The 22179-nt window shown below is 44.7% G+C and carries 21 protein-coding genes; 7 read left to right on the forward strand and 14 right to left on the reverse strand.

What is annotated here, in order from left to right; translation table 11 throughout:
• The first annotated feature begins 287 nt into the window (after window positions 1–287).
• Together E5Y90_RS11460 and E5Y90_RS11465 are read left to right on the forward strand one after the other, a co-directional pair.
• The gene (locus E5Y90_RS11460) at window positions 288–923 is read left to right on the forward strand and encodes a peroxiredoxin (protein ID WP_151205252.1); all 636 of its coding nucleotides are present in this window, start codon (window positions 288–290) and stop codon (window positions 921–923) included.
• A gap of 343 nt (window positions 924–1266) precedes the next feature.
• The gene (locus E5Y90_RS11465; protein WP_306670470.1) at window positions 1267–1500 is read left to right on the forward strand and encodes a protein-tyrosine phosphatase family protein; all 234 of its coding nucleotides are present in this window, start codon (window positions 1267–1269) and stop codon (window positions 1498–1500) included.
• 37 nt (window positions 1501–1537) lie between these two features.
• On the opposite strand, the gene E5Y90_RS11470 is transcribed toward E5Y90_RS11465, so the two are convergent.
• Genes E5Y90_RS11470 through trpA form a run of 4 tightly spaced genes read right to left on the reverse strand, consistent with a single transcriptional unit; the run spans window position 1538 to window position 5533 of the window.
• Window positions 1538–2560 (reverse strand): SPOR domain-containing protein, encoded by a 1023-nt coding sequence (locus E5Y90_RS11470; protein WP_151207504.1) that lies wholly within the window; start codon window positions 2558–2560, stop codon window positions 1538–1540.
• The gene (gene folC / locus E5Y90_RS11475) at window positions 2557–3840 is read right to left on the reverse strand and encodes a bifunctional tetrahydrofolate synthase/dihydrofolate synthase (RefSeq protein ID WP_174660245.1); all 1284 of its coding nucleotides are present in this window, start codon (window positions 3838–3840) and stop codon (window positions 2557–2559) included. Before folC ends, E5Y90_RS11470 begins: the two co-directional genes overlap by 4 nt.
• Complete coding sequence (gene accD, locus E5Y90_RS11480; protein WP_174660246.1) at window positions 3837–4733, reverse strand: acetyl-CoA carboxylase, carboxyltransferase subunit beta; 897 nt, start codon at window positions 4731–4733, stop codon at window positions 3837–3839. Before accD ends, folC begins: the two co-directional genes overlap by 4 nt.
• Window positions 4730–5533 (reverse strand): tryptophan synthase subunit alpha, encoded by an 804-nt coding sequence (gene trpA / locus E5Y90_RS11485; protein ID WP_151203617.1) that lies wholly within the window; start codon window positions 5531–5533, stop codon window positions 4730–4732. Before trpA ends, accD begins: the two co-directional genes overlap by 4 nt.
• A 364-nt stretch (window positions 5534–5897) precedes the next feature.
• On the opposite strand from trpA, the gene E5Y90_RS11490 reads away from it, so the two are divergent.
• Window positions 5898–7229 (forward strand): Na+/H+ antiporter NhaC family protein, encoded by a 1332-nt coding sequence (locus tag E5Y90_RS11490; RefSeq protein ID WP_151203619.1) that lies wholly within the window; start codon window positions 5898–5900, stop codon window positions 7227–7229.
• A gap of 39 nt (window positions 7230–7268) precedes the next feature.
• Here E5Y90_RS11490 and E5Y90_RS11495 read toward each other — a convergent pair whose 3' ends face one another.
• Window positions 7269–8306, reverse strand: a complete 1038-nt coding sequence (locus tag E5Y90_RS11495) for a helix-turn-helix transcriptional regulator (RefSeq protein ID WP_174660247.1) — start codon at window positions 8304–8306, stop codon at window positions 7269–7271.
• A 143-nt stretch (window positions 8307–8449) separates the two neighbouring features.
• Here E5Y90_RS11495 and E5Y90_RS11500 point away from each other — a divergent pair, with 143 nt between their 5' ends.
• Window positions 8450–9328 carry a metal-dependent hydrolase gene (locus E5Y90_RS11500; RefSeq protein ID WP_174660248.1) on the forward strand — a complete coding sequence of 293 codons (879 nt, stop codon included), beginning with the start codon at window positions 8450–8452 and terminating at the stop codon, window positions 9326–9328.
• 198 nt (window positions 9329–9526) lie between these two features.
• Here the strand turns inward: E5Y90_RS11500 and E5Y90_RS11505 are convergent, their stop codons facing one another.
• From E5Y90_RS11505 to ppx, 7 genes are all read right to left on the reverse strand, one after another.
• Complete coding sequence (locus E5Y90_RS11505) at window positions 9527–10519, reverse strand: DUF2804 domain-containing protein (RefSeq protein WP_174660249.1); 993 nt, start codon at window positions 10517–10519, stop codon at window positions 9527–9529.
• A gap of 132 nt (window positions 10520–10651) precedes the next feature.
• Window positions 10652–11161 (reverse strand): DUF1543 domain-containing protein, encoded by a 510-nt coding sequence (locus tag E5Y90_RS11510; RefSeq protein ID WP_174660250.1) that lies wholly within the window; start codon window positions 11159–11161, stop codon window positions 10652–10654.
• Window positions 11162–11385: 224 nt separating this feature from the next.
• Window positions 11386–11955 carry a YggT family protein gene (locus tag E5Y90_RS11515; protein ID WP_174660251.1) on the reverse strand — a complete coding sequence of 190 codons (570 nt, stop codon included), beginning with the start codon at window positions 11953–11955 and terminating at the stop codon, window positions 11386–11388.
• 19 nt (window positions 11956–11974) lie between these two features.
• On the reverse strand, window positions 11975–12814 hold the full coding sequence (gene proC / locus E5Y90_RS11520) for a pyrroline-5-carboxylate reductase (protein ID WP_373688397.1): 840 nt from the start codon (window positions 12812–12814) through the stop codon (window positions 11975–11977).
• Window positions 12815–12816: 2 nt separating this feature from the next.
• The gene (tilS, locus tag E5Y90_RS11525; RefSeq protein ID WP_151203633.1) at window positions 12817–14190 is read right to left on the reverse strand and encodes a tRNA lysidine(34) synthetase TilS; all 1374 of its coding nucleotides are present in this window, start codon (window positions 14188–14190) and stop codon (window positions 12817–12819) included.
• Window positions 14127–14951, reverse strand: a complete 825-nt coding sequence (locus E5Y90_RS11530; RefSeq protein ID WP_151203635.1) for an acetyl-CoA carboxylase carboxyltransferase subunit alpha — start codon at window positions 14949–14951, stop codon at window positions 14127–14129. Before E5Y90_RS11530 ends, tilS begins: the two co-directional genes overlap by 64 nt.
• A gap of 31 nt (window positions 14952–14982) precedes the next feature.
• Window positions 14983–16503, reverse strand: a complete 1521-nt coding sequence (gene ppx, locus E5Y90_RS11535; protein ID WP_151203637.1) for an exopolyphosphatase — start codon at window positions 16501–16503, stop codon at window positions 14983–14985.
• 259 nt (window positions 16504–16762) lie between these two features.
• On the opposite strand from ppx, the gene trxA reads away from it, so the two are divergent.
• From trxA to E5Y90_RS11550, 3 genes are all read left to right on the forward strand, one after another.
• Window positions 16763–17089 (forward strand): thioredoxin, encoded by a 327-nt coding sequence (gene trxA / locus E5Y90_RS11540; RefSeq protein WP_151207486.1) that lies wholly within the window; start codon window positions 16763–16765, stop codon window positions 17087–17089.
• A gap of 322 nt (window positions 17090–17411) precedes the next feature.
• Window positions 17412–18680: a transcription termination factor Rho gene (rho, locus tag E5Y90_RS11545; protein ID WP_151203641.1), complete on the forward strand. Its 1269-nt coding sequence runs from the start codon at window positions 17412–17414 to the stop codon at window positions 18678–18680.
• 406 nt (window positions 18681–19086) lie between these two features.
• Window positions 19087–19371 (forward strand): hypothetical protein, encoded by a 285-nt coding sequence (locus E5Y90_RS11550; protein ID WP_174660252.1) that lies wholly within the window; start codon window positions 19087–19089, stop codon window positions 19369–19371.
• A 104-nt stretch (window positions 19372–19475) separates the two neighbouring features.
• On the opposite strand, the gene E5Y90_RS11555 is transcribed toward E5Y90_RS11550, so the two are convergent.
• Window positions 19476–19772, reverse strand: coding sequence for an integration host factor subunit alpha (locus E5Y90_RS11555; protein WP_004783565.1), 297 nt, complete (start codon window positions 19770–19772; stop codon window positions 19476–19478).
• Complete coding sequence (gene pheT, locus E5Y90_RS11560) at window positions 19769–22150, reverse strand: phenylalanine--tRNA ligase subunit beta (RefSeq protein WP_174660253.1); 2382 nt, start codon at window positions 22148–22150, stop codon at window positions 19769–19771. The genes E5Y90_RS11555 and pheT overlap by 4 nt, the downstream gene beginning before the upstream one ends.
• Between the last annotated feature and the right edge of the window lie 29 nt (window positions 22151–22179).

Here is a 22179-nt window from a genome sequence, read left to right on the forward strand (position 1 = left end):
GTCGTTATTATGGTACTAGAAATTTGAACTACAAGGGTTTTAGCATAAAACCGTTGAAAAAATCTCATCCTTAGTTCTAGCCCTGAAACCTAAGGCAAAATAATGTAGCAAATTTTGACTGGGCAATATAGTCAATTAGCTGACTGTTTTTGCTGATTCTGGATAGAAGGACAGTCTTCTTATGAAAAATTTGTATAAGCAATTCTAAAAACACTATTTTCCAAGATAAATAAAATGGTTCATATTGATTCTTATCCTTCTATTATAAGATCAATTGAGGCAAACATATGAGTTTACGTTTAGGTGATACTGCACCCAATTTTGAACAGCAATCCAGTGCAGGCTTAATTAATTTTTATGATTTTTTAGGTGATAGCTGGGGCATTTTATTTTCACACCCTGCGGATTATACTCCGGTCTGCACAACAGAACTTGGCTATACCGCAAAACTCAAAGATGAGTTTGACAAACGTGGGGTTAAAGCCATTGCCCTTTCTGTCGATGATGTTGAATCTCATCAGGGCTGGATTAAAGATATTAATGAAACCCAGGCAACTACGGTCAATTTTCCGATTATTGCCGATCAGGACCGTAAAGTTTCTGAACTTTATGACTTTATTCATCCCAATGCCAGTGAGACTTTAACTGTTCGCTCCCTGGTCATTATTGATCCCAACAAAAAAGTACGTTTGATCATTACTTACCCTGCATCTACTGGACGTAACTTTCATGAAGTTTTACGGGTGGTAGATTCCTTACAACTCACGGATCAACACAAAGTGGCCACTCCAGCCAACTGGCAACAGGGAGATGATGTGGTGATTGTTCCTTCATTACAAGATGAGGAAGAAATCAAGCAGCGTTTTCCTAAAGGTTATAAAGCGGTCACTCCATACTTAAGACTAACGCCTCAGCCTGAGTAAGGCTAAGCCATGCCCAGTTCTACTTTGAGGGAAGCTATGTCTTAGAGTAGAACTGGGGGCAAAAAATAAAATTAGAACTCTATACACTAAGCTTAAAACCTCAGGAAACATTTTAATAAGTCGCTGAAAATTTTAATAGCCTGATCGAAACGATATGAACATGCCATAGATTCGGTCTCTTTTATTCCCTGCGTTGGGATAAACCTCCGTGCATTGATCAATGGACTGAGGTTTTTTATTTTTATACCGTGTTCAGAGCAGCAAACTGCTCGCCCAGAAGGATTTTCAACTGCATCATGTGCCAATACATACCTAGGCACCGGATTGGAAAGATTTATTAAAAGTGATAAAGGAAATTCAGCAGGCTCGCAAGAACAATGAAAAGGTACTCCTCTATTGCTACTGCGGCTCTGACCGTACCGCTGCCAGTATTGCCCTGTACCGGATTATTTTACAGCACTGGTCAATTGAGGACGCTGGGCATGAAATAAAATACGGCGGTTATGGCTTTCACATGACTGGGCACAATATTGAGAAAGTATTTAGCCCTGAACCTGTAAAATGGATCCGGGTGTAACTCTCGGATCCATCTACAACTTCAAGGTGGTAATCAATTATTGACGCTTGTCCAAAGGTACCCAGTCAATCACCCAAGCAGACTTCATATTTAGGCTGGCATCAGATGCAATCTTCTTACGGGCCGCATCCGCAGCTTCACGGTCCTTGGATGGACCCACCATAATACGAATCCCTTTGGAGGTTGGACTTTTAGTCACTTTATAGCCTTTGGCACGCAACTTGGCTGCCACAGCATCGGCATTGGCTTCGTTGGCGGCCAAAGCCACCTGTACCATCCATTGCTTGCTGTCCTCTCCTTCTAACAGCTTGCGTGCCTGCTCGGCTTCTGCCTTTTTCTTGGCTTCTTCTGCCTTACGTTTTTCTTCCGCCTCTTTACGTTCAGCTACCCGACGCTCTTCTTCAGCCTTTTTCTTAGCCTCATCGGCTTTGCGCTTTTCTTCTGCCGCTTTACGTTCGGCTTCTTTCTTCTCGGCAGCTTTGCGAGCTTCAGCTGCCTTTTGAGCTTCTTCAGCTTTACGCTTTTCTGCTAAAGCCTGACGTTCAGCTTCTTTTTTAGCTGCCTCAGCTGCTGCATTATTCTTTTGCTGGGCGAGTTTTTGCTGCTCCAGCTTCTTTTGTGCCGCAGCTTTTTCTTCAGCCAGACGTTTCTGCTTGGCCTGTTCATCGTCAACTAATTCAGGTGGAATATTATCCGAACTTTGCTGGCCCAAGCGATGAGCATTGAGTGCTGCATACTCTTCTGCGGCCTTACGGGCCGCATCGGCCTCGGCCTGTTGCTGCATTGCCAGGAACTCAGCTGCACGCGCCTCTTGCTCAGCGACCGCTTTTTCACGGTCACGGCGCTGCTGCTCCAGTAAACGCTTTTCAGTTTCTACATCCACAGTTAAAGAGCCTAATGAATTATTCACAGCCTCTTTATTTTCTGCTTCCATCGTCTGCACCGGACCTTGTTGACGCTCCTGCTGAATTTCATTCTGACCTTTCAGAAGTAATGCTGCCAATAAAACACCACCACCGAGTAAAACAACACCGCCCATCCAGCGCTGTTTATTATTCATTGACATTCTTCCAAATACTCCCATACCGCTTCTAAGGTATGAAATGACCCACATACCAAGATCAGCTGATGATTATCTGCCTGATCCAGCGCTGACTTAAAAGCGAATTGCACCTTATGAAATTGCTCTACTGCTTCCCCGCTCAAAGCTTCTGCCAAAGCTGTGACCTCTGCCGCACGCGGAACCGCTAATGGTGCAATTTTCCACAATCGGATATGTTCTTTCAATAACTTAACGACAGAATTTATATCTTTATCAGCCAACATGGAAAAAACACAAATCACTTCTTTGTATTTATTGTTATATTTTAAATAATTACGCAATTGCTTTAATAAAAACTCGACGCCGTGCGGATTATGCCCTGCATCAAAAATCACGGTTTTACCTTGAATTTCACGAATTTCAAACCGTCCAGGCAGCTTCGCCAATTGTATGCCTTCGGCAATTGCTTCCTGACGAAGCTTTAATCCACTCAGCAGAAGGGCTGCAATTGCTGTCGAGATATTCTCTAAGGCCAGAGAGCCTGTCGGTAATTTTAAGGTCGTGCCTGAAGACGCAAATGCCCAGGTTTTGCCCTCTTCAAAGGCTTCATAAAAATAGTCACGGTTAATCGCATACAAGGGTGCGTTAGACTTAGCCGCCTGATCTAAAATCGCCTGTGGAATCTGTTGCTGCCCGCCAAAAATTACCGGAATATTTGGACGAATAATACCAGCCTTTTCAAAGGCAATTTTCTCGATAGTATCCCCTAACCAGTCGGTATGATCCAGACCAATATTGGTAATGACTGCAACATCTGGATTGACTACATTGACCACATCCAGACGCCCGCCCAGGCCGACTTCCAGCACCCAGACATCACAGTCTTGATCTTTAAAAATAACGAAAGCAGCCAGCGTAGTGGCTTCAAAGAAAGACAGGCTTAAATCACATTCACGGCGCGCCTGATCGACCTGTACAAACGCATCGATCAGTAACTGATCTTCGACTTCAATCCCGCATAATTTGACTCGTTCATTGAAACGATATACATGCGGAGACTGATATAGCCCCACTTTAAAGCCGTGCGCATTTAAAATGGCAGCCAGCGTAGTGGTGGTTGAACCCTTCCCATTAGTTCCAGCCACGGTCAGCACTTTGGCAGCCGGGTCGGTCACGCCTAGCTTTTCAGCTACCGGAATGACACGCTCCAGACCTAAATCAATACCTGTAACGTGAACATGGCTCCAATAATCGAGCCATGTATCCAAAGAATCTGTTGCTAATGGTGCTGTATTCAAGGCAAGTTCATCAGTTTAGTCACAATGCGATAAACTGTATCACGTAATGCATGACGGTGAACAATCTGATCGATTACACCATGATCAAGCAAATATTCAGCACGCTGGAACGGTTCATCCAGTTTTTCACGCACGGTTTGTTCAATTACCCGTTTACCTGCAAAGCCGATCATGGCTTTAGGTTCGGCAATATGTACATCCCCCAGCATTGCCAGAGAAGCTGTTACCCCCCCATAAACCGGATGGGTGAGAACCACTACATAAGGCAGGCCGGCTTCTTTTAAACGCTGGATAGCCGCTGAAGTACGCGCCATTTGCATCAGAGACAGCATGCCTTCCTGCATACGCGCACCACCAGATGCTGCAAAGCAGATTAAAGGTTGACGCGCTTTAATCGCACGCTCTGCTGCCTGCACAAAACGGTCACCCACAACCGTACCCATTGAACCGCCCATAAAGTCGAATTCAAAGGCACATGCAATCATTGGCACGTTTTTCAGCAACCCTTGCATCACAATCAGGGCTTCAGTCTCACCAGTTTTCTTTTGCGCTTCTGACATCCGCTCCGGATAAGCTTTACTGTCGACAAATTTAAGTGGATCTTTCGCAGTGAATTCCTGTCCCATTTCCGCTTCCACCTGATCGAAGAACCAGCTGAGACGGTCACGCGCTTTCATTTTCAGATGTTCATCACATTGCGGACAAACATAGGCATTAAATGACATCGCCGTACGTGTCACCAAAGCATGACATTCAGGGCATTCAATAGTAGGTTCTGTAAATGTGGCTTTGAGGGTGGTTTGCTCATCAGGAACATGAATACCCGGAACAATACGCTCCGTCCATGGGGTCGATGGGCTCAGAATTTTGCCTGATTTCACTTGTTGACTCATACTAACTCATCGAGCGCTGCTCGAAGCTCCTTGACTTTATTCACCGTAGCAATAACGGCCTGTTCTGGCGGGAGAGATGCGAAATGTTTAACAAATGCGCTCCCCACAATGACTGCATCGGCAGCAACACCCATCGCTTTCGCAGATGCAGCATCACTGATACCAAAACCCACACCTACAGGAATATCTGTCTCAGCCTTAATTTTCTGAATACGTGTTGCTGCTTCAGACACATCTAAAGTCGCAGCACCGGTCACACCTTTTAACGACACGTAGTAAATAAAGCCACCGGCCTGTTTAACTACATGCTGAATGCGCTCATCAGTTGAGGTCGGTGCCAGCAAGAAAATCTGGTCCATCTCGTATTTTTCCAAGACCTGACCCAGATCTGCTGCTTCTTCTGGTGGAAGATCGACCAGAAGCACACCATCTACACCGCATTCATAGGCATAAGCGACAAATTTTTCATAGCCAATGACTTCGACCGGATTTAGATAGCCCATCAGCACCACAGGTGTTTCGCGATCTTTCAAGCGAAACTCTTTCACCATGTGCAGTGCATCCAGCGTATTGGTTCCACCTGCCAGCGCGCGTTCTGCAGCTAGGGCAATGGTCGGACCATCCGCCATCGGGTCAGAAAAAGGAAGACCCAACTCAATCACATCCACCCCTGCATCCACCATCTGATGAAGAAGAGGTACAGTGACCTCTGGATGCGGATCACCAGCCATTAAATAAGAAACCAAAGCTTTACGCTGTTGAGATTTAAGTTGTTCAAATCGTGTGGCTAAACGTGACATAGGGCTGAGCTTTCCTTAACGTATTTTAAACTTGAGGCATTGACTATGTAGAAATACAAGACATCGCATTGTAACGCTATTTTTTGTCCATTGAACAGTGTGCAGCATCGACCTCTGGTATTTCCTTTCCTGTATGAAGATTTCAGAACAACCCGGAAGGCTCTATTTACGATTATTTTGATTTTTTTCTCAATGATCAAAGATGCCTAATTTTACTATGCCCTAAAATATTGAATACTTAGATAAACTTATTTTTAATATATAAAAATTATAAAAATACAGATGTTAGCGCATTCACTTAAAGTTTTCGGAAATTGCAAAACCTGCTTTATACTAGCCGCATTCTTTTAATTTTTTATCTCCTATGCAGACTGATTCCGAAGCTAGCGTGCAGGCTAACGCCATTGCACTGCTGCCGCTTATTGTATTTTTAACCATTTTTTTAGGTAGCGGGATCTATCATTCCCTGATCGGAACGGAGTTTGCGTTTTATCAGGTCAAAGCGCCAGTTGCCGCACTGCCTGCCATCATGCTGGCAGTCTGGCTGTATCGTGGCAAACTGAATCAGGGAATTGAAGCATTTTTAAAAGGAGCCAGCCATCCCAATCTGGTACTGATGTTCATGGTGTTTATGCTGGCCGGGGCCTTTGCCAATGTGAGCAGTACCATTGGCAGTGTCGATGCAACGGTACAGATGGCTTTGTCGATCATCCCTCCCGAATTTGTCCTCCCCATGCTATTTGTGATTTCAGCCTTTCTGGCAACGGCAATGGGGACCTCTATGGGGACTATTGCAGCCTGTGCGCCAATTGCTTTTGGTTTTAGTCAAGCAACGGATATTGCAGTAGTTTATGCAATTGGAGCAGTTGTGGGTGGCGCCATGTTCGGTGACAACCTGTCAATGATTTCCGACACAACGATAGCCGCCACGACTAGTCAGCGTGTACAACTGCGTGACAAGTTCAGAGTCAATGTCTGGATTGCCGTTCCGGCTTCCATAATCACGATTCTGATTTATATTGTGAGTATCGGTCGTTCCAGCCCTGTGGCATATCAGGATTTCAACTGGATCCTGATTCTTCCTTATATCGCCGTCTTTTTATTGGCCTTTAGCCGTTTGCATGTTTTAGCCGTGCTGAGTATGGGCGTATTGTTATCGAGCCTGTTCGGCCTGTTTGCTACGCCCGGTTTTAATCTGCTCAAGCTGAACACTTCAATTTATGATGGCTTTGTTGGCATGTTTGAGGTGGCCTTGCTCTCCATGTTCCTGGGCGGTCTGTCTGCTCTCATGCAACGTGAAGGTGGCTTGCGCTGGCTGATCGAACGCATTTATGCATTGACGCGCCTGTTTAAGGTCGGCCGTGAACGCGCTGGCGAAATTGGCATCAGTTTTCTGGTGGTATTTTCTAATCTGTTTGTGGCAAATAATACCGTGGCCATTATCCTGTCGGGAGATATGGCCCGTGAAGTAGCCAAAGAATACGGCGTAGATCCCAAACGAGCCGCTGCCCTAATGGATATTTTTTCCTGCGTCGTTCAGGGGTTGATTCCTTATGGCGCACAGTTGCTGCTGGCATGTTCAATTGCCAAACTCTCTCCGGTCGAACTGATTGGTGGCGTATATTACTGCTGGATTCTGGCAATTTTTGCCGTAATCGCCATTGCGGTACGTTACCCAAAACTAAAAACCGCTTAAATGTGTCTCTTGAGATGACGGTCATCACAGAGCGCTTTGTTAACGCTGATCTTGTTTGGGCTGCTTACGGTATTGTAATAAAGTGCGGCCCGTTGCTGCCTTATAAGCACGTGCCAAGGCAGACTGGTCAGAATAGTCCAGCTGCTCGGCAATCTCACTCAAGCTGATCTCCTGCTGGAGCAGCAGATCACAACGTTTTATCCGCTCCTGTTCCAGCAGCTTTTTAAAGCTTGTGCCCTGCTCGGCAAGTTTACGCTGCAAAGTACGGACAGACAGCAGCAGATGTTCTGCCAGCTGTTCAATTTTTAAAGCTTGCTGGTGCATACGCAAGTGATCTGCAATCAGCCTTTGGGCATGTTGCAGCGTCGATTCCAGTTGTGGCCGGGCGGCAATTTCCCCTTCAGCCTGACGAATTAACAGTTGCAGCAGCATCGGGTCAGCCTGATCAGATTTCAGGTTCAGGCCTTGCACATCCAGCTCCAGTGCATAATGAGGTTGAGAAAATTTAAGCTCTGTTGCATAAAACTTTTGAAAATGAATCACTGCAATCTCAGGCCGATGTGCAAAGTGGATGCTGCGCAACAACAAAGGCTGCTCCTGCAAAATAAAACGGCCCAGTTGCACCATTGCCGCTATGGTCAGTTCATTCAGAACATTATAACGTTCCTCCAGAAAAGCCCAGTACAACTCGACACTCTGTTCATGCTGTCGCAGTTGAAAAGGAATAAGATCACTGCCATCCACCACCAGCCGTTGAAAGCGTATGATATAACCGATGATTTCTGAAATGCTGCTACTTTTGGAAGCCATATAACCCAGCACACCAAAATGCTCTAGCCTGATTTCCTGGACAATTTCAAAAATTAACTGCGGACAATCAAGATGCTGCCGGGTGCTGAGCAATACATTGTTAAGCAGTTGCAGTGGCACCTGTATATCAAAAGGCTGATCAATCAAGCCTTGCAATTGCTCCTTAAAATCTTTCAGGAAATCAGCATGTAAAGGATCAATCTGCCGGCTTCGTAAATAACTTGCCCACAGCTGGATATAACCATTGGATATTTTGATCTCTTGCATAGCGATTCCCAATCACGGCTGCAACACGATATATTTTTTATTTCTTCTGGCGTAAAATGTATAAAAATTGGCAATATCTGTCAAAACAATTCACCCACTCTCCGACATACTGTCAATATCTCCAGAAAAAAGAATAAAAGTAAATGAACGCTATAGTAAAATCCACCATACAACCTGTGGTCCGTAGCAATCTTGATTTCAAGCTTGATGAAATTCCACGTTACTGGTTTGGCGGTGATCCTTTTCTGACCCGCATGTTTGATGCGCTCAGCCTGACCTTTCCAGATGGCGAGCGCTATTTTATTCTGAGTGTGCGACTGTTTCGCGACCAAATCAAAGACCCCAAGCTACAGCAGCGTGTAGCCGATTTTATTCGTCAGGAAGCGCAGCATGGTATTGCACATGACCAAATGAATGATCTGATGCGTGAGCAAGGGATGCCGGTTGACCAGTTTATTAGCCGCTTGAATAGTATGATGAACAGAGATCTCAAGTACCGTTCACCACATTACAATATTGCCGTCACTGCTGCTGCAGAACACTTAACCGCCTTAATGGCAGAAACGTTTTATGCCCATAAGCAGACACTGGCTGCAGCACATCCTTATGTGCGCGCTCTTTTCGCTTGGCATGCCATTGAGGAAATGGAACACCGTGATGTGGCCTTCGATGTGATGAAAGAGGTCGCCCAGACACCCGAATTAACCCGTAAAGCGGCCCTGCCGTTTATCACGGTGGTGATGTTCGGCTTTACCCTCTACCGCGCAAATATCATGTTGAAATATGATGGTTTTAACCGACTACAGCGCTGGCAAATGAACCTCAAAGGCCTGCCGTGGTTCTTTGGTAGAAAAGGGGTGCTAACACGCATGGGCAAGCAATATCGTGACTGGTTTAAAGCTGACTTCCATCCAAGCCAACACCCAGTCATTGCGCAATACGAAGTCTGGGTCAAAACTTTGGAAGAAACCAATAATCCAATTCTGGCGGGTGAAGCATTCTGGCAGGCCGCACAAGCTTAAGCGCTCAGCAAAGATAGGCCGTCAGATTACAAAAAAGTCTTCACGCTTGAATTATGCCAGTCCCTAAACAATATGGACTGGCATTTTTATCAGGTAGCTGGAGGTAAAAAATAAGATGTCAATTTCTAAACACCGAAACTGACTCATATTCTGAATAGAATAGGAAAGACTCTTTAAGGAGGCAGCAATAAAAAAATCTTACCACTTCGCATAGTGCTGCTCTAAAAGCCCATATTCATTTAACAGAATAATTTCCTGATCACCTTGCTGAATGGTGCCACAGATTTTGGCCTGCCACTGACTGAACTGACTACCGACCAAACGCAGATTCAGATTCTCATAACGACGCCAGCCGGTTTTAACTGTCAGATTTAAACGTTGATCCAGCGACTGAATACTCCACTGGTTTTCATTTTCCTGCTGAAACAGCACATCTGCGAGTGGATAAATCTTTCCATTCACCCATAAACAGTTTTCATTGCCAAAACTTTCATTGACACCAGATGCCAGATTAATCCCGATCCGGTTTTGATTGGCATCCCTAAAATTACTGGACAGCCAGAACCATGCCGTTTCAGGGCGCAAAAAGCCGCAAGTATCATCCAGGGAGGCAAAAGTCCGTTCATTAAATTGCAGGGTTTGGCCCTGCTTGTTGACGAAATACCCTTCACATGCCAGCGTGGTCAATTTTTGGGTATAGGTCCAGCCATTAATTCCGGTCGGACTGCACATACTCAGTGGCTCTGTTCCTGCACAGAAGATGCGGGCCGAAAGTTTGATTTCTCCATATTTGGTAACGTTGATATAACGCACCCCGTTGCTATGCTGAATCTCGATCTGAAAAGGTGACTTATTAAAATAACTATGATTAAACAGCGGCTGCTCATCCAGTACCGTATGCCGTGCCAGAAAATTAATCGCCTTCCATTCCTGTACATCATTGGTGAGATGATTATAGATATAGACAAAACTATGCCCAGCCCATGCGATATCGGCAATCGCCAGACCAATCGTATAGTGCTCGTGCTGAATACTACAAAACTTGAATTTTTTATACTTTAAATGTTTACGCCAACCCGAAACCGTATTTCCATAAGGGGTTTTGTAGCGGTAGGCATCATAATCAATGCTTTTGGGAATTTCCTTAAAACGTCCGTAACGCGGTTGTCCATTTGCCTGAATTAAATCCATTTAAGACATTCCATCTTATTCAGAAACGATATTTTTAATCGTATTATGCCCATTATTAAGATTTGATAAAGCGTTTTTTGCTACCACTCGTCGAGATCTGCTACATCACCCTCTGTTTATCATTTCATCCATTTAAATCGACAGATAGGTATTTTCCCAGCGATTAGGCTTAAACTCACCCTCGACCAACTGAATATAACGGCCATAGACATGATCGATGGCAATGCAGTCATCTATATCTAGCACTCGATCAGTATGCTGCTTTTGCCAGTGCCGTGCAAAATGGGCTTTACCCCGCTGCTTGGCGACCATAGCATTTTGTGCGACCACCAGCACATAACGATGCAGCTCGCCAAATTCATGTGCATCATAGCCCCCCAGATTAATAAGCCAGAGTTTTTCATTCGCCTGATTCGGTGCGGCATCCGTAAATTGAATCTGGTAAGACTTTCCTGCAAACTCTACGCCATGAATCTGTGCCCAGGCATCTATATGCAAACCTTGCTGTTCGCCAAACCAAGCATTTTTCAGTTGCGGATAGGTTTCTTCCAGACTTTCCCCCACCGCCAGAACCACATCATGGACTTCCATATTTGCCCGCACATGACGGCCTCCAAGCATGACAATAAATAGACTGGACATCACACGCTCCTTGGTAAATATTTCACCTGGACACTATATTTATCCGTCCCGAGACCAGAGTTGCGCTGAAGAGAGCAGGATAAAACCCATCATTTTAATTTGCTTGCTTAATGTGCCATTCAAGGGTTTTCTGGGGGCAAATTAAACCAGAGCTCTTCATTAAAAGAGTTTCCCATTTGTCCCCTATAAAAAAAGATGCCTTAGCATCCTTTTTTAAAATCTTGTTAAAGGCCAGTCAACAAGACAATGGCAACTTGATTCATAATCATTTCAATAATGATCAAGGCCAGAATCGCCATAATTGGAGACAGGTCAATCATGCCCATATTCGGCATAATACGGCGAAATGGTGCCAGAATCGGTTCAGCCAGTTCCTGCACTACCTCAATATAAGGAGAACGCGATTGGGTAAACATGACCACCCAGCTTAAAATAATGGCTGCAAAAATCAGATAACGACAGAAACGGATCAGGTCCTGAATCATCGTGACAAAAGTCAAAATCAGCAGATGTACAGGGCCATTCGGCATCCCTCCGGACAAATACATCATGCCAAAAATCTTGAGTAGATATAACACCACCAGCAAGGCCAAAGCTGCCGTATTGACCCGGCCTTTGCCCAGGGTCGGAAAGATACGACCGAATACATCTACAATTTTTGTCGCCTTGACAGTTGAAAGTACTACCGGATTATAGGGACTGATGACAGCCAGTTGCATTAAAAAGCGGAAGAATACGAGCAAAATCGCGACGTTAATGATAATGCCAAAAATTAGCGCAGAATTTGCACCCATACTTGAACGTTCCTAAAAATTAAACTGAAGATTGATTACTTTCACTAAGTTCTTGTGCAAGTTCTTGGCTACGTTTTTGTGCAGCCGCCAAAGCTGCCTGAATATTCTGCGAGATTTGCGCACGGTCAAAAACCTCCAGCGCTGCCTGCGTTGTCCCATTAGGAGAAGTTACATTTTTACGCAGTTCAGTGGGTGTATTAGAGCTGGTAATGGCCATCTGCGCTGCACCTAATGCAGTCTGCAAAGTTAGAGCAGTAGCAGTCTTCTCATCCAGACCTAAATTTTTGCCCGCACGGATCATGCTTTCCATCATATAGAAAAAATAGGCAGGTCCCGAACCGGATACAGCTGTCACTGCATCAATCTGTGCCTCTGAGTTTACCCAAATTGTCAGACCAGTAGAAGCGAGAACTTGACTGGCCAGCTCTCGGTCAGTTGCCTCGACATTGTCATGGGCATATAGTCCATGTGCGCCGGTTTGCACCAGCGCCGGAGTATTTGGCATCACCCGTACAATACGTTCCGCCCCCAATAGTCGCGACAAAGTCGCAATTTCTGCACCTGCGACAATAGAAATAATCAGCTTGTCACTCACCAATCCTTTCAAGGGTAGCAGTACGCTAGCCAGCACCTGAGGTTTAACTGCAAACACGACAATATCCGCATCTTTGATCGCAGCCTGGTTATCATCAGTCACATGTATATCTTTTTCTGCCAGCAGCGTACGGACTTTTTCAACCGGATCAGCCACTGTAATACGTGTTGCTGCCAATCCTCGTGAAATCAGGCCGCCAATTAAAGCCTGCGCCATATTACCGCCACCGATAAAACAGATATTACAATTTAAAGCTGCACTCATGTTCAATGCTCGTCGTTGAGTTCTAATGTCGAAGAAACCAAAATAGGTAGCCACCCCCCTGCTGTACAATATGCAGATTGAGCCAACCAGAATCCCTGAGGTGTAAACACGCCTAGCATAACATTATCTGTGCTTAATATTTGAATCGTATGTCGTGTCCAGGGAAATATTTGCGCTTCCTGAATGGCTTTCTTTAAGGGCCAGTTACCTACACGTCCATGCAAATGGATTTTTTCACCGCCTTGTCTTCGTGTCAGTTTCAGCCGCCGATTCAGTAAATCTCTGGATAAACCCACAGTTGCCTGCTGAATTTTAAAGCTTCCTGAAGGCAGTCGCACATTGGCAGCCAAGTTCAACTGCAGGACTTGCTCAACGGGAATAGCATTTCGATCTGCCTGATAAACAGCAGCTGTTAAGCGATAGAGCTGTTGCTGATAACGCACATAATAATAGCCTTGCCAATGCAGTGCAGCCTGAGCATCCAGTTTTGCAGCAATAACTTCACGCTGCAAACGTTCCACCATATCAAAGGCAGGACGATATTGTGCTGTGCCTTTCATCCAGATCGACAAGAGCTGGCGTTGTCGTGCTTTAGATAATTGATTCAACCGGGTTAAATCAAGCCTTGCTGCAGTGCCGCAAGATTTCAAATCCTGCTGCACAATTTCCTGCAAAATATCCTGTGTATCCTGCATTAGTACGGCACTACGCGCCAAAGCATTCTGCATTTTAGGATAACGTTCTGTCAGCACTGGCCATAACTGCTCACGTGCCCAAGCACGATCATAGTGAATATCCTGATTGGTCGGATCTTCAATATTCTGGATATTTAAATCCATAGCCCACTGACAAATCTGCTCACGGGAGATATCTAGCAATGGCCGCCAGATGGTTAGATTTTCTCGCTGATCTACCGGTTTCATAGCGGCCAGACCATCAATTCCTGCACCAGAGAGCAGGCGCAGCATCAAGGTTTCTGCCTGATCCTGCTGATGATGGGCCAATACCAGAATTTCATTGACTTGCAGATGTTGTGCATAAGCCTGATAACGAGCCTGACGAGCCTGAAGCTCAAGATTTCCACTCAGGACCTGAACCGGCTGGACGATGCAGGGAATATGCCGCTGCTGACATTGCTGCTGGACGAAAGTTCCCCACCCTGCACTCATGTGCTGCAATTGATGATCCACATAAATGGCACGCACTTTTTCGGGACAGAAAAAAAACATCAGATGCAGCAGCAGCATAGAATCTACGCCACCACTGCATCCGATTAGAAATTTTTTTTCTGCAGGAAATTCCTGCAGTTGCTTTAAGAAACCAGACCTAAATTGTCGCTGCCAAACTTCATTAAACGTTGGTAACGTGCTTCGCATCGCTCTTGTGCTTCCATCGGTTGCAATTCATTTAAAGCTTCTTTCAGGACAGCTTTCAGGCTGTTCATGACCTGATCCGGATTTAAATGAGCGCCCTCACCTTCATCCACGACATATTCCACAATCCCCATTTTCTGCAGCTTGTCTGCTGTCAGGGCCAGCGCTTCACTCGCTACCTCTGCTTTCTCTGCAGTTTTCCACAAAATAGATGCACAGCCTTCTGGCGAAATCACAGAATAGATACTATGAGACAGCATAATGACCCGATCCGCGACACCAATACCCAGTGCGCCACCCGAACCACCTTCACCCAGTACCGTAGCAATTACAGGCACTTTCAAATTAGAGAGTTGAGCAAGGCTGGTGGCAATTGCTTCAGCCTGACCACGTTCTTCTGCCCCTACCCCCGGATAAGCGCCCATGGTATCAATAAAGGTAAAGACCGGCAGATTAAAACGTTCCGCCATGTCTAGTAAACGCTGGGCCTTGCGGTAACCTTCCGGGTTACTCATGCCGAAATTATGCTGTAGTTTTTCACGGGTACTGCGACCGCGATGCTGACCGACAATCATCACGGGCTGCCCATCAAAGCGAGCTAGACCGCCAATCATGGCACCATCATCACCATATAAACGGTCACCATGTAAAGCATCAAATTCAGTGAATATTTCACCAACATAATCCAGAAATTGTGGACGTTCCGGATGACGGGCGATCTGCACTGTCTTCCATGCTTTTGATGGGGTAGCTTTATTTCTCATAGGTTAACCGTTTTTCATCCCTATAAAGGTATTAATTAACAAACTGTTCAGACTGAATCGAGAGATCAATGTCCCAATTTTTAAACTGCAGCTGTTCATCATGCAGCTCAGCGATTAGCAATGGCCACTGTTTGGCATCACCGGAAATACTGAGCTGCCATTGTTGCGTATTTTTTGCCTTGAGTTCAATGGCAGGAAGCATCTCATCACTGCGGCTGTGATTGACCAAAACCGCCAGACGAAGCAGCAAACACAAGTATAAAAGTTTAGATCCGCCCACTTTCATCACATCAATCTTGGCATCAGTGCGCAATTTGCGACGATGGTGCGCGACTAAATGTGACAAATAGTTCTGGTCGATTTGGGAAAAACCGGCAATGTCGGAGTGCTGCAACAAATAGGCACCATGACGCTGATAACCACTATGGCTGATTGCCAGACCAATTTCATGCAAATAGGCAGCCCGGCGCAACAGGTCACTGTCATCACTGTTCAGTCCAAGCTGTTCAGCCATATCATCAAACATTTTTTGTGCAGTTTGCACTACACGCTCTGCCTGTTTGCTGTCGGCACTATAACGTCCAATCAGGGCATGTACCGAACGGTCTCGAATATCTTCATGCTTAAAACGGCCCAACAGGTCATACATGACCCCTTCACGTAATGCACCATCAGAATAGGTTAGATAACGAACATTCAGGACATCAAAAACGGCATAAAGAATAGCAATACCTGCCGGCAGAACTGCACGGCGATCCTCTTTAAGTCCTTCAAATTCCATTTCAGAGACATGTTTGTATTTCAGCAGCTTGTCTTTCAGTTTTTCTAGACCTTCGCGGGTAAGCTGTTCCTTATCATTGCTCCAGCCCATGTTCACACAGATCTGGCGACAGGCTTTAATCGTACCGCTTGAGCCAACTACCGCATCCCAACCTGCTGCCTTATAGGTATTGGCAATACCAGAAATTTCTTTACGTGCTGCAGTGACCGCCTTATCAAAAGCCTTGCTACTGATTTGACCTTCAGGGAAATAAGCTTTGGTAAAAGCCACACAACCCATTTGCACCGACTCTGTATGAATCGGCTCAAATTCCTCACCAATAATCAGTTCGGTTGAACCACCACCAATATCCACCACCAGGCGGCGACCTGAATTTTCCATGGTGTGTGACACACCCAGATAAATGAGACGAGCTTCTTCTCGCCCTGCAATAATTTCTATCGGCTTAGGCAGAATTTCAGCCGCTTTTTGAATAAATTCATCCCCGTTTTTAGCCTGGCGTAGCGCATTGGTTGCCACGATTCTTAAACGGTTGGGCTGCACGGCCCCCAAACGTCCCACAAAACGTGCCAGACATGCCAGACCGCGCTGCTGTGCTGCCTCAGTTAAATTCTTATTTTCATCCAGCCCTGCAGCCAGCTGAACCTTTTCTGACATTGATACGACTTTTTTAACTTCGCCATGATCCACACGGGCAATCGCCAAATGAAAGCTGTTTGATCCCATATCGATGGCTGCAAGTAGCTCTTCATCAATCAAAAAATCAGACATTTCAGAAATCAACCTTTTACAAATTGTGCCTAGAGTAATTCACAACCATGCAATTTAAAAGCCATTTAACAGCACAATTTCGCGTAATTATTTTTTCATTTATATGTCAATTGCATGACACGATGATGACTATCGTCATCATCCATTGGACAAAACACGATTTAAGCTTCAAAATTTACAGATTCCCCTACATTGTTAAAGAAGGCTATGTAATACTAAGAAATATAGTCATCTTTAAAAATTATTTCTGGAGCCTTTCATGTCTGGCAACATTGTAAATACTACTGACGCAAACTTCGAAGCAGACGTTCTTCAATCAGATATTCCTGTACTAGTAGACTTCTGGGCAGGCTGGTGTGCACCATGTAAAGCCATTGCCCCTGTACTTGAAGTCCTTGCAGATGAATACCAAGGCAAAGTAAAAATTGTCAAAGTAGATGTGACGGCTTGCGAACAAACTGCAGTAAATTTCAATATCCGCAACATTCCTGCACTGCTGATGTTTAAAGGCGGTGAAGTGATTGCGACTCAAGTAGGTGCAGCGCCAAAATCAAAATTGACTGCATTTATTGATGAAAATATCTAAGCATATCCAATTCAAATTAAAATACGCGACAAATCGCCGCGTATTTTTTTCGACTATAAATTGACAAAAAGCGGTTTCTCTCTTATATTTCTAACTCAAGAGATAAAGGATGCTAAATCCTGCCAATTTCTTAAAAGATACATTACATAAGATGCCGCTCGGCAATAGAAATTGTTTTTCACGTTTCTCTTTCAAACAATCAAACAGATCTCTGAATTGTTCTTCTACAAATTCAATTACTTTCGTTTGAATGCTTGTATGCGGCCAAATCTTACTCCCTTTCTAACCTGTACCTCAGAACTTTGATTCTATCTGACTACCTATGAATTTAACCGAACTCAAGAAAAAACCGATTGGCGAACTCATCAAGATTGCCGAGTTTATGGGCCTTGAAGGTATGGCGCGTAACCGCAAGCAAGACATTATTTTTGCCATCTTAAAACGTCATGCAATGAATGGCGAAGAGATTTTTGGTGATGGCGTTCTAGAAATTTTGTCAGATGGATTTGGCTTCTTACGCTCTGCCGCAGGCTCTTATCTGGCAGGTCCTGACGATATTTATGTCAGCCCTTCACAAATCCGTCGTTTTAACCTGCGTACTGGCGATACAATTACCGGCACAATTCGTCCGCCTAAAGAAGGTGAACGTTATTTTGCTCTGCTCAAAGTCAACCAGATTAACTACGATACGCCAGAAAACTCGCGTAATAAGATCCTATTTGAAAACCTGACCCCACTTTTTCCAACTGAACAGCTGATCATGGAACTAGGCAATGGTACAACTGAAGATTTGACTGCACGTGTAGTCGATCTGGTTGCACCGATTGGTAAAGGTCAACGTTCGATTATTGTAGCGCCGCCAAAAGCAGGTAAAACCATGCTGCTACAAAATATCGCCCAGTCTATTATCCGCAATAACCCGGAAGTTTTCCTGATTGTACTTTTAATTGACGAACGTCCTGAAGAAGTTACTGAAATGGAACGTACTGTTCGCGGTGAAGTGGTGGCTTCGACCTTTGACGAATCACCGGCCCGTCACGTTCAGGTAGCCGAAATGGTCATTGAAAAAGCCAAACGTCTGGTGGAACATAAAAAAGATGTTGTGATTCTGCTTGACTCAATCACACGTCTGGCGCGTGCTTATAACACTGTGATTCCTTCCTCTGGTAAGGTGCTCACAGGTGGTGTTGATGCTCACGCGCTGGAGCGTCCAAAGCGTTTCTTTGGGGCGGCACGTAATATCGAAGAAGGCGGTTCATTGACTATCATCTCGACTGCGCTGATTGAAACCGGTAGCAAGATGGATGAAGTGATTTACGAGGAATTCAAAGGTACAGGCAACCAAGAAATTACCCTGGATCGCCGTATTGCAGAAAAACGTGTGTTCCCTGCCATGAATATCAAGAAATCAGGCACGCGTCGTGAAGAGCGCCTGATGTCCGAAGATAATCTGCGTAAAGTCTGGATTCTGCGTAAATTACTCCACACCCAGGATGAACTGGTAGCCATGGAATTCTTACTGGATCGGATGAAAGAAACCAAGACCAATGATGAGTTCTTTGACCAGATGAAACGTAAAGCATCTAATTAATATTAATCATCACATAAAAGGCCACCTATTCGGTGGCCTTTTATGGTTGACAAGCCTTACACTTTGAAACAATATGCATGAAATCATGTAAACTTATTTTTAAGATTTTGATTAATAAAATAAATAAAACAAAGTAATCAGAAACTTAAAAAACAAAACCTGCCTTTCTCCAATCCTAATCTTTCAATTAATTGTTATTTTCTGTTAAAAAACTCTTCATTTTTATCATTTTTCTACATTTTTAACGGTTTAGCCAGTAGCAATTCAAAATCCACGGTGATAGCATATTTACAGACCAGTTAGACTGCTCCTGCGTTGTTAGTCCCTGACAAAATTAGGAATAATAAAAGCATATTACAGCCTAACTCCGGTTTTTTTTAATCTCATTTTTTTAGAGAGTGATGCCATGTTATTCAAAAAAATCGCTATTGCTGCTGCAGTTGCTACTACTTTAGCTTTCGTTGGTTGTGCTAAAAAAGCTGACGACGCTGCTACTGACGCCAACCAAGCTGCTTCTGAAGCTGTAGAAGCTGCTTCTGAAGCTGAAGCTGCTGCTGATGCTGCTGCTGTAGAAGCTACTTCTGAAGTTGCTACTACTGAAGCTGCTGCTTCTGAAGCTGACGCTGCTGCTGCTGTTGCTGTTGACGCTGCTGCTGATGCAACTGCTGCTTCTGAAGCTGCTGCTCAATAATCATTACGATTATTCAGTACAAAAAAAGAGAGCCATTGGCTCTCTTTTTTTGTAGCTATAAAAATCTGAATTTTTATAGCTTATTATTCAAAGAAAAAAGCAGATCAATTGATCTGCTCATTCCCTACGCGTTGACGGAATTTCTGTCCGGCGCGGAAGGTAACGACACGGCGTGCAGAAATTGGAATTTCTTCCCCGGTTTTAGGATTACGACCTGGACGTTGACGTTTGTCACGTAACTCAAAGTTCCCAAAACCTGATAATTTGACCTGCTCGCCTGAGATTAGTGCTTGGCTAATCTCATCAAAAAACAACTCGACCATTTGTTTAGCTTCACGACGGTTTAAACTCGTGAGCTCACTTAAATGATCAGCCATTTCTGCTTTTGTTAATGCTGTCATGAAGCCCTCAATGTCGCTTGATAAGTGTTTTCCAACACTTGAACGATATTATCCATACCTGATTTAATTTCAGCATCTTCCAGTGTACGGCTTGAATGCTGCCAGAGAAGTGCAAATGCCAGTGAGCGTTTCCCTTCCTCTACTCCTTGTCCAGTATACACATCGAATAGCCATGTCGAGTCTAAAAGCTCTCCACCTGTTTTTTCGATAAGTCCCTGAATTTCGCTAACATTAATCTTATCACTAATTAAAAGCGCAATATCACGTCGAACCGACGGAAAACGTGATAATTCTGTAAAATTAGATACATAAGTTTGCAAAACAGCGTTTTGATCCAGTTCAGCGACCCAAGTCGTTGTTAAATCCAGTTCATCTTCAAGTGAAGGGTGTAAACGCCCCAAATAACCTATTGATTCATTATTCACGAGAATTTCCGCGGATTGACCAGGATGCAACCAGGCACGTTCAGAACGTACATATTCCACTTTCAAGCGTGCAGCAGCCAGAATTTCTTCTACATCGCCTTTAAAATCGAAGAAATCCATCGCTTGTGGTTTTGCATGCCAGCTTTCCGCAGTGCGTGAACCTGTGGCAATCAGGGCAAAGGTTGGAATCTGTTTAAGATCATGAATTGAGGCAGCATGTTGATAGTCAAAGCGTAAACCCAATTCAAAGAAACGGACACGGCTCTGCTGACGGTTGGTATTGTACTGCACACAAGGGATCAGACTAGACAATAAGGTAGAACGCATCACCGCCAAATCACTAGAGATTGGGTTAGCCAATGCCAATGGATTAACCGCAGGATTTAACTGCTTTTCAAGTTTCAGATCAGCAAAGCTAAAACTGATCGCTTCTTGGTAACCCAAAGTCACCGCTGTCTGACGCAATTGTGCGGTTTCAAACTGATCCTGATATTTTGCAAGTTTGGCTTCAAGTACTGGCAAGCTGATCTGAATATTGTCATAGCCGTGAATACGCGCCACTTCTTCAATCAGGTCTTGATAAATCGCCATATCATAACGGTGTGATGGCGGAACAACGGACCATTGCCCTTCTGCCTTGACCGTCACCTCACAGCCCAGACGCATTAATGCATCGCGAATAAAGCCAGACTCAATACTATAACCCAGCAATTGGTCTACTTGTGCCTGTTCAAGTTCAATCGCTTCGCGCGTTGGCAATGCTGCTGGATTTTCAGCCACAACAATTGGTCCAAATTCACCGCCAGCCAGCTCAGCAATCAATTGTGAAGCACGGTGCATAGCCAGCATTGGCAGTTCAAAATCGACCCCACGCTCATAACGCTGCGAGGCATCTGTATGCAGACCAAAACGGCGCGCACGCCCAGCAATATACAGCGGAGCAAAGAAGGCTGATTCCAGGAAAATTTCTGTTGTTTCATCGGTAACTGATGAAGACAAGCCTCCCATAATACCAGCAATGGCCAATGCTTTTTCATCATCTGCAATCACCATGACATCATCTTGCAGCTCGACGTCCTGTTCGTTTAGCAATACAAGCTTTTCACCTGCTGTTGCCTGACGAACCTGGACAGAACCCTGAACTTTACCGCCATCAAAAGCATGAAGAGGTTGACCCAACTCCATCAGGACATAGTTGGTAATATCCACCAGAATGCTGTGCTGACGAATGCCTGAACGTACCAGAGCACGCTCCATCCATTCTGGTGTTGGCGCTTTGGTATTTACATTCTTGATCACACGACCCAAGTAACGTGGGCAACCTTCAGTTGAGACAACGACTTTCTTCTCATCATTAATCGTTGCAGCAACTTCCTTGATTTCCGGTACAGTTACTGGCAGCTGGTTGATGACCCCGATTTCACGTGCAATACCACGAATGCTAAAACAGTCACCCCGGTTTGGCGTGATACTGATGTCAATCACATGGTCATCCAGATCCAGATATTCACGGATATTGACACCGACAGGAGCATCATCCGGTAACTCTAAAAGACCGTCAATTTTGTCTTCCAGATCAATTTCAGAAGCACCACATAGCATACCTTGTGATTCAACACCGCGCAGTTTGCCTTTTTTAATCTTGAAATCGCCTGGTAAAACCGCACCGATGGTTGCCACCGGTGCTTTCATGCCTGCGCGAACGTTGGGCGCACCGCATACGATTTGTAACGGTTCACCCGAACCAATATTTACTGTTGTTACCCGTAGGCGATCGGCATCTGGGTGCTGTTCTACTGTTAAAACCTCACCCACCACTACGCCTGTAAAGGGTTTTGCTGCTGGAGCCAACTCATCGACTTCCAGACCGAGCATTGTCAGTTGGTCAGATAATTTTTCGCTGTCGATGGCTGGGTTAACCCATGTGCGCAGCCAATTTTCGCTAATTTTCATTGATATAAAACCCGTAATTCAAATCTCTA

Source organism: Acinetobacter sp. 10FS3-1 (assembly GCF_013343215.1).
Lineage (GTDB): Bacteria > Pseudomonadota > Gammaproteobacteria > Pseudomonadales > Moraxellaceae > Acinetobacter > Acinetobacter lwoffii_C.

Excerpts from the sequence above, each read along its gene's own strand:
- trxA (WP_151207486.1), top strand. The coding sequence starts at position 16,763 with ATGTCTGGCAACATTGTAAATACTACTGACGCAAACTTCGAAGCAGAC.
- pheT (WP_174660253.1), bottom strand. The coding sequence starts at position 22,150 with ATGAAAATTAGCGAAAATTGGCTGCGCACATGGGTTAACCCAGCCATC.
- E5Y90_RS11555 (WP_004783565.1), bottom strand. The coding sequence starts at position 19,772 with ATGACAGCATTAACAAAAGCAGAAATGGCTGATCATTTAAGTGAGCTC.
- E5Y90_RS11495 (WP_174660247.1), bottom strand. The coding sequence starts at position 8,306 with ATGCAAGAGATCAAAATATCCAATGGTTATATCCAGCTGTGGGCAAGT.
- tilS (WP_151203633.1), bottom strand. The coding sequence starts at position 14,190 with ATGCGAAGCACGTTACCAACGTTTAATGAAGTTTGGCAGCGACAATTT.
- ppx (WP_151203637.1), bottom strand. The coding sequence starts at position 16,503 with ATGTCTGATTTTTTGATTGATGAAGAGCTACTTGCAGCCATCGATATG.
- E5Y90_RS11490 (WP_151203619.1), top strand. The coding sequence starts at position 5,898 with ATGCAGACTGATTCCGAAGCTAGCGTGCAGGCTAACGCCATTGCACTG.
- E5Y90_RS11505 (WP_174660249.1), bottom strand. The coding sequence starts at position 10,519 with ATGGATTTAATTCAGGCAAATGGACAACCGCGTTACGGACGTTTTAAG.
- E5Y90_RS11515 (WP_174660251.1), bottom strand. The coding sequence starts at position 11,955 with ATGGGTGCAAATTCTGCGCTAATTTTTGGCATTATCATTAACGTCGCG.
- E5Y90_RS11470 (WP_151207504.1), bottom strand. The coding sequence starts at position 2,560 with ATGAATAATAAACAGCGCTGGATGGGCGGTGTTGTTTTACTCGGTGGT.
- accD (WP_174660246.1), bottom strand. The coding sequence starts at position 4,733 with ATGAGTCAACAAGTGAAATCAGGCAAAATTCTGAGCCCATCGACCCCA.
- E5Y90_RS11460 (WP_151205252.1), top strand. The coding sequence starts at position 288 with ATGAGTTTACGTTTAGGTGATACTGCACCCAATTTTGAACAGCAATCC.
- rho (WP_151203641.1), top strand. The coding sequence starts at position 17,412 with ATGAATTTAACCGAACTCAAGAAAAAACCGATTGGCGAACTCATCAAG.
- E5Y90_RS11550 (WP_174660252.1), top strand. The coding sequence starts at position 19,087 with ATGTTATTCAAAAAAATCGCTATTGCTGCTGCAGTTGCTACTACTTTA.
- E5Y90_RS11500 (WP_174660248.1), top strand. The coding sequence starts at position 8,450 with ATGAACGCTATAGTAAAATCCACCATACAACCTGTGGTCCGTAGCAAT.
- trpA (WP_151203617.1), bottom strand. The coding sequence starts at position 5,533 with ATGTCACGTTTAGCCACACGATTTGAACAACTTAAATCTCAACAGCGT.
- E5Y90_RS11510 (WP_174660250.1), bottom strand. The coding sequence starts at position 11,161 with ATGTCCAGTCTATTTATTGTCATGCTTGGAGGCCGTCATGTGCGGGCA.
- proC (WP_373688397.1), bottom strand. The coding sequence starts at position 12,814 with ATGAGTGCAGCTTTAAATTGTAATATCTGTTTTATCGGTGGCGGTAAT.
- E5Y90_RS11530 (WP_151203635.1), bottom strand. The coding sequence starts at position 14,951 with ATGAGAAATAAAGCTACCCCATCAAAAGCATGGAAGACAGTGCAGATC.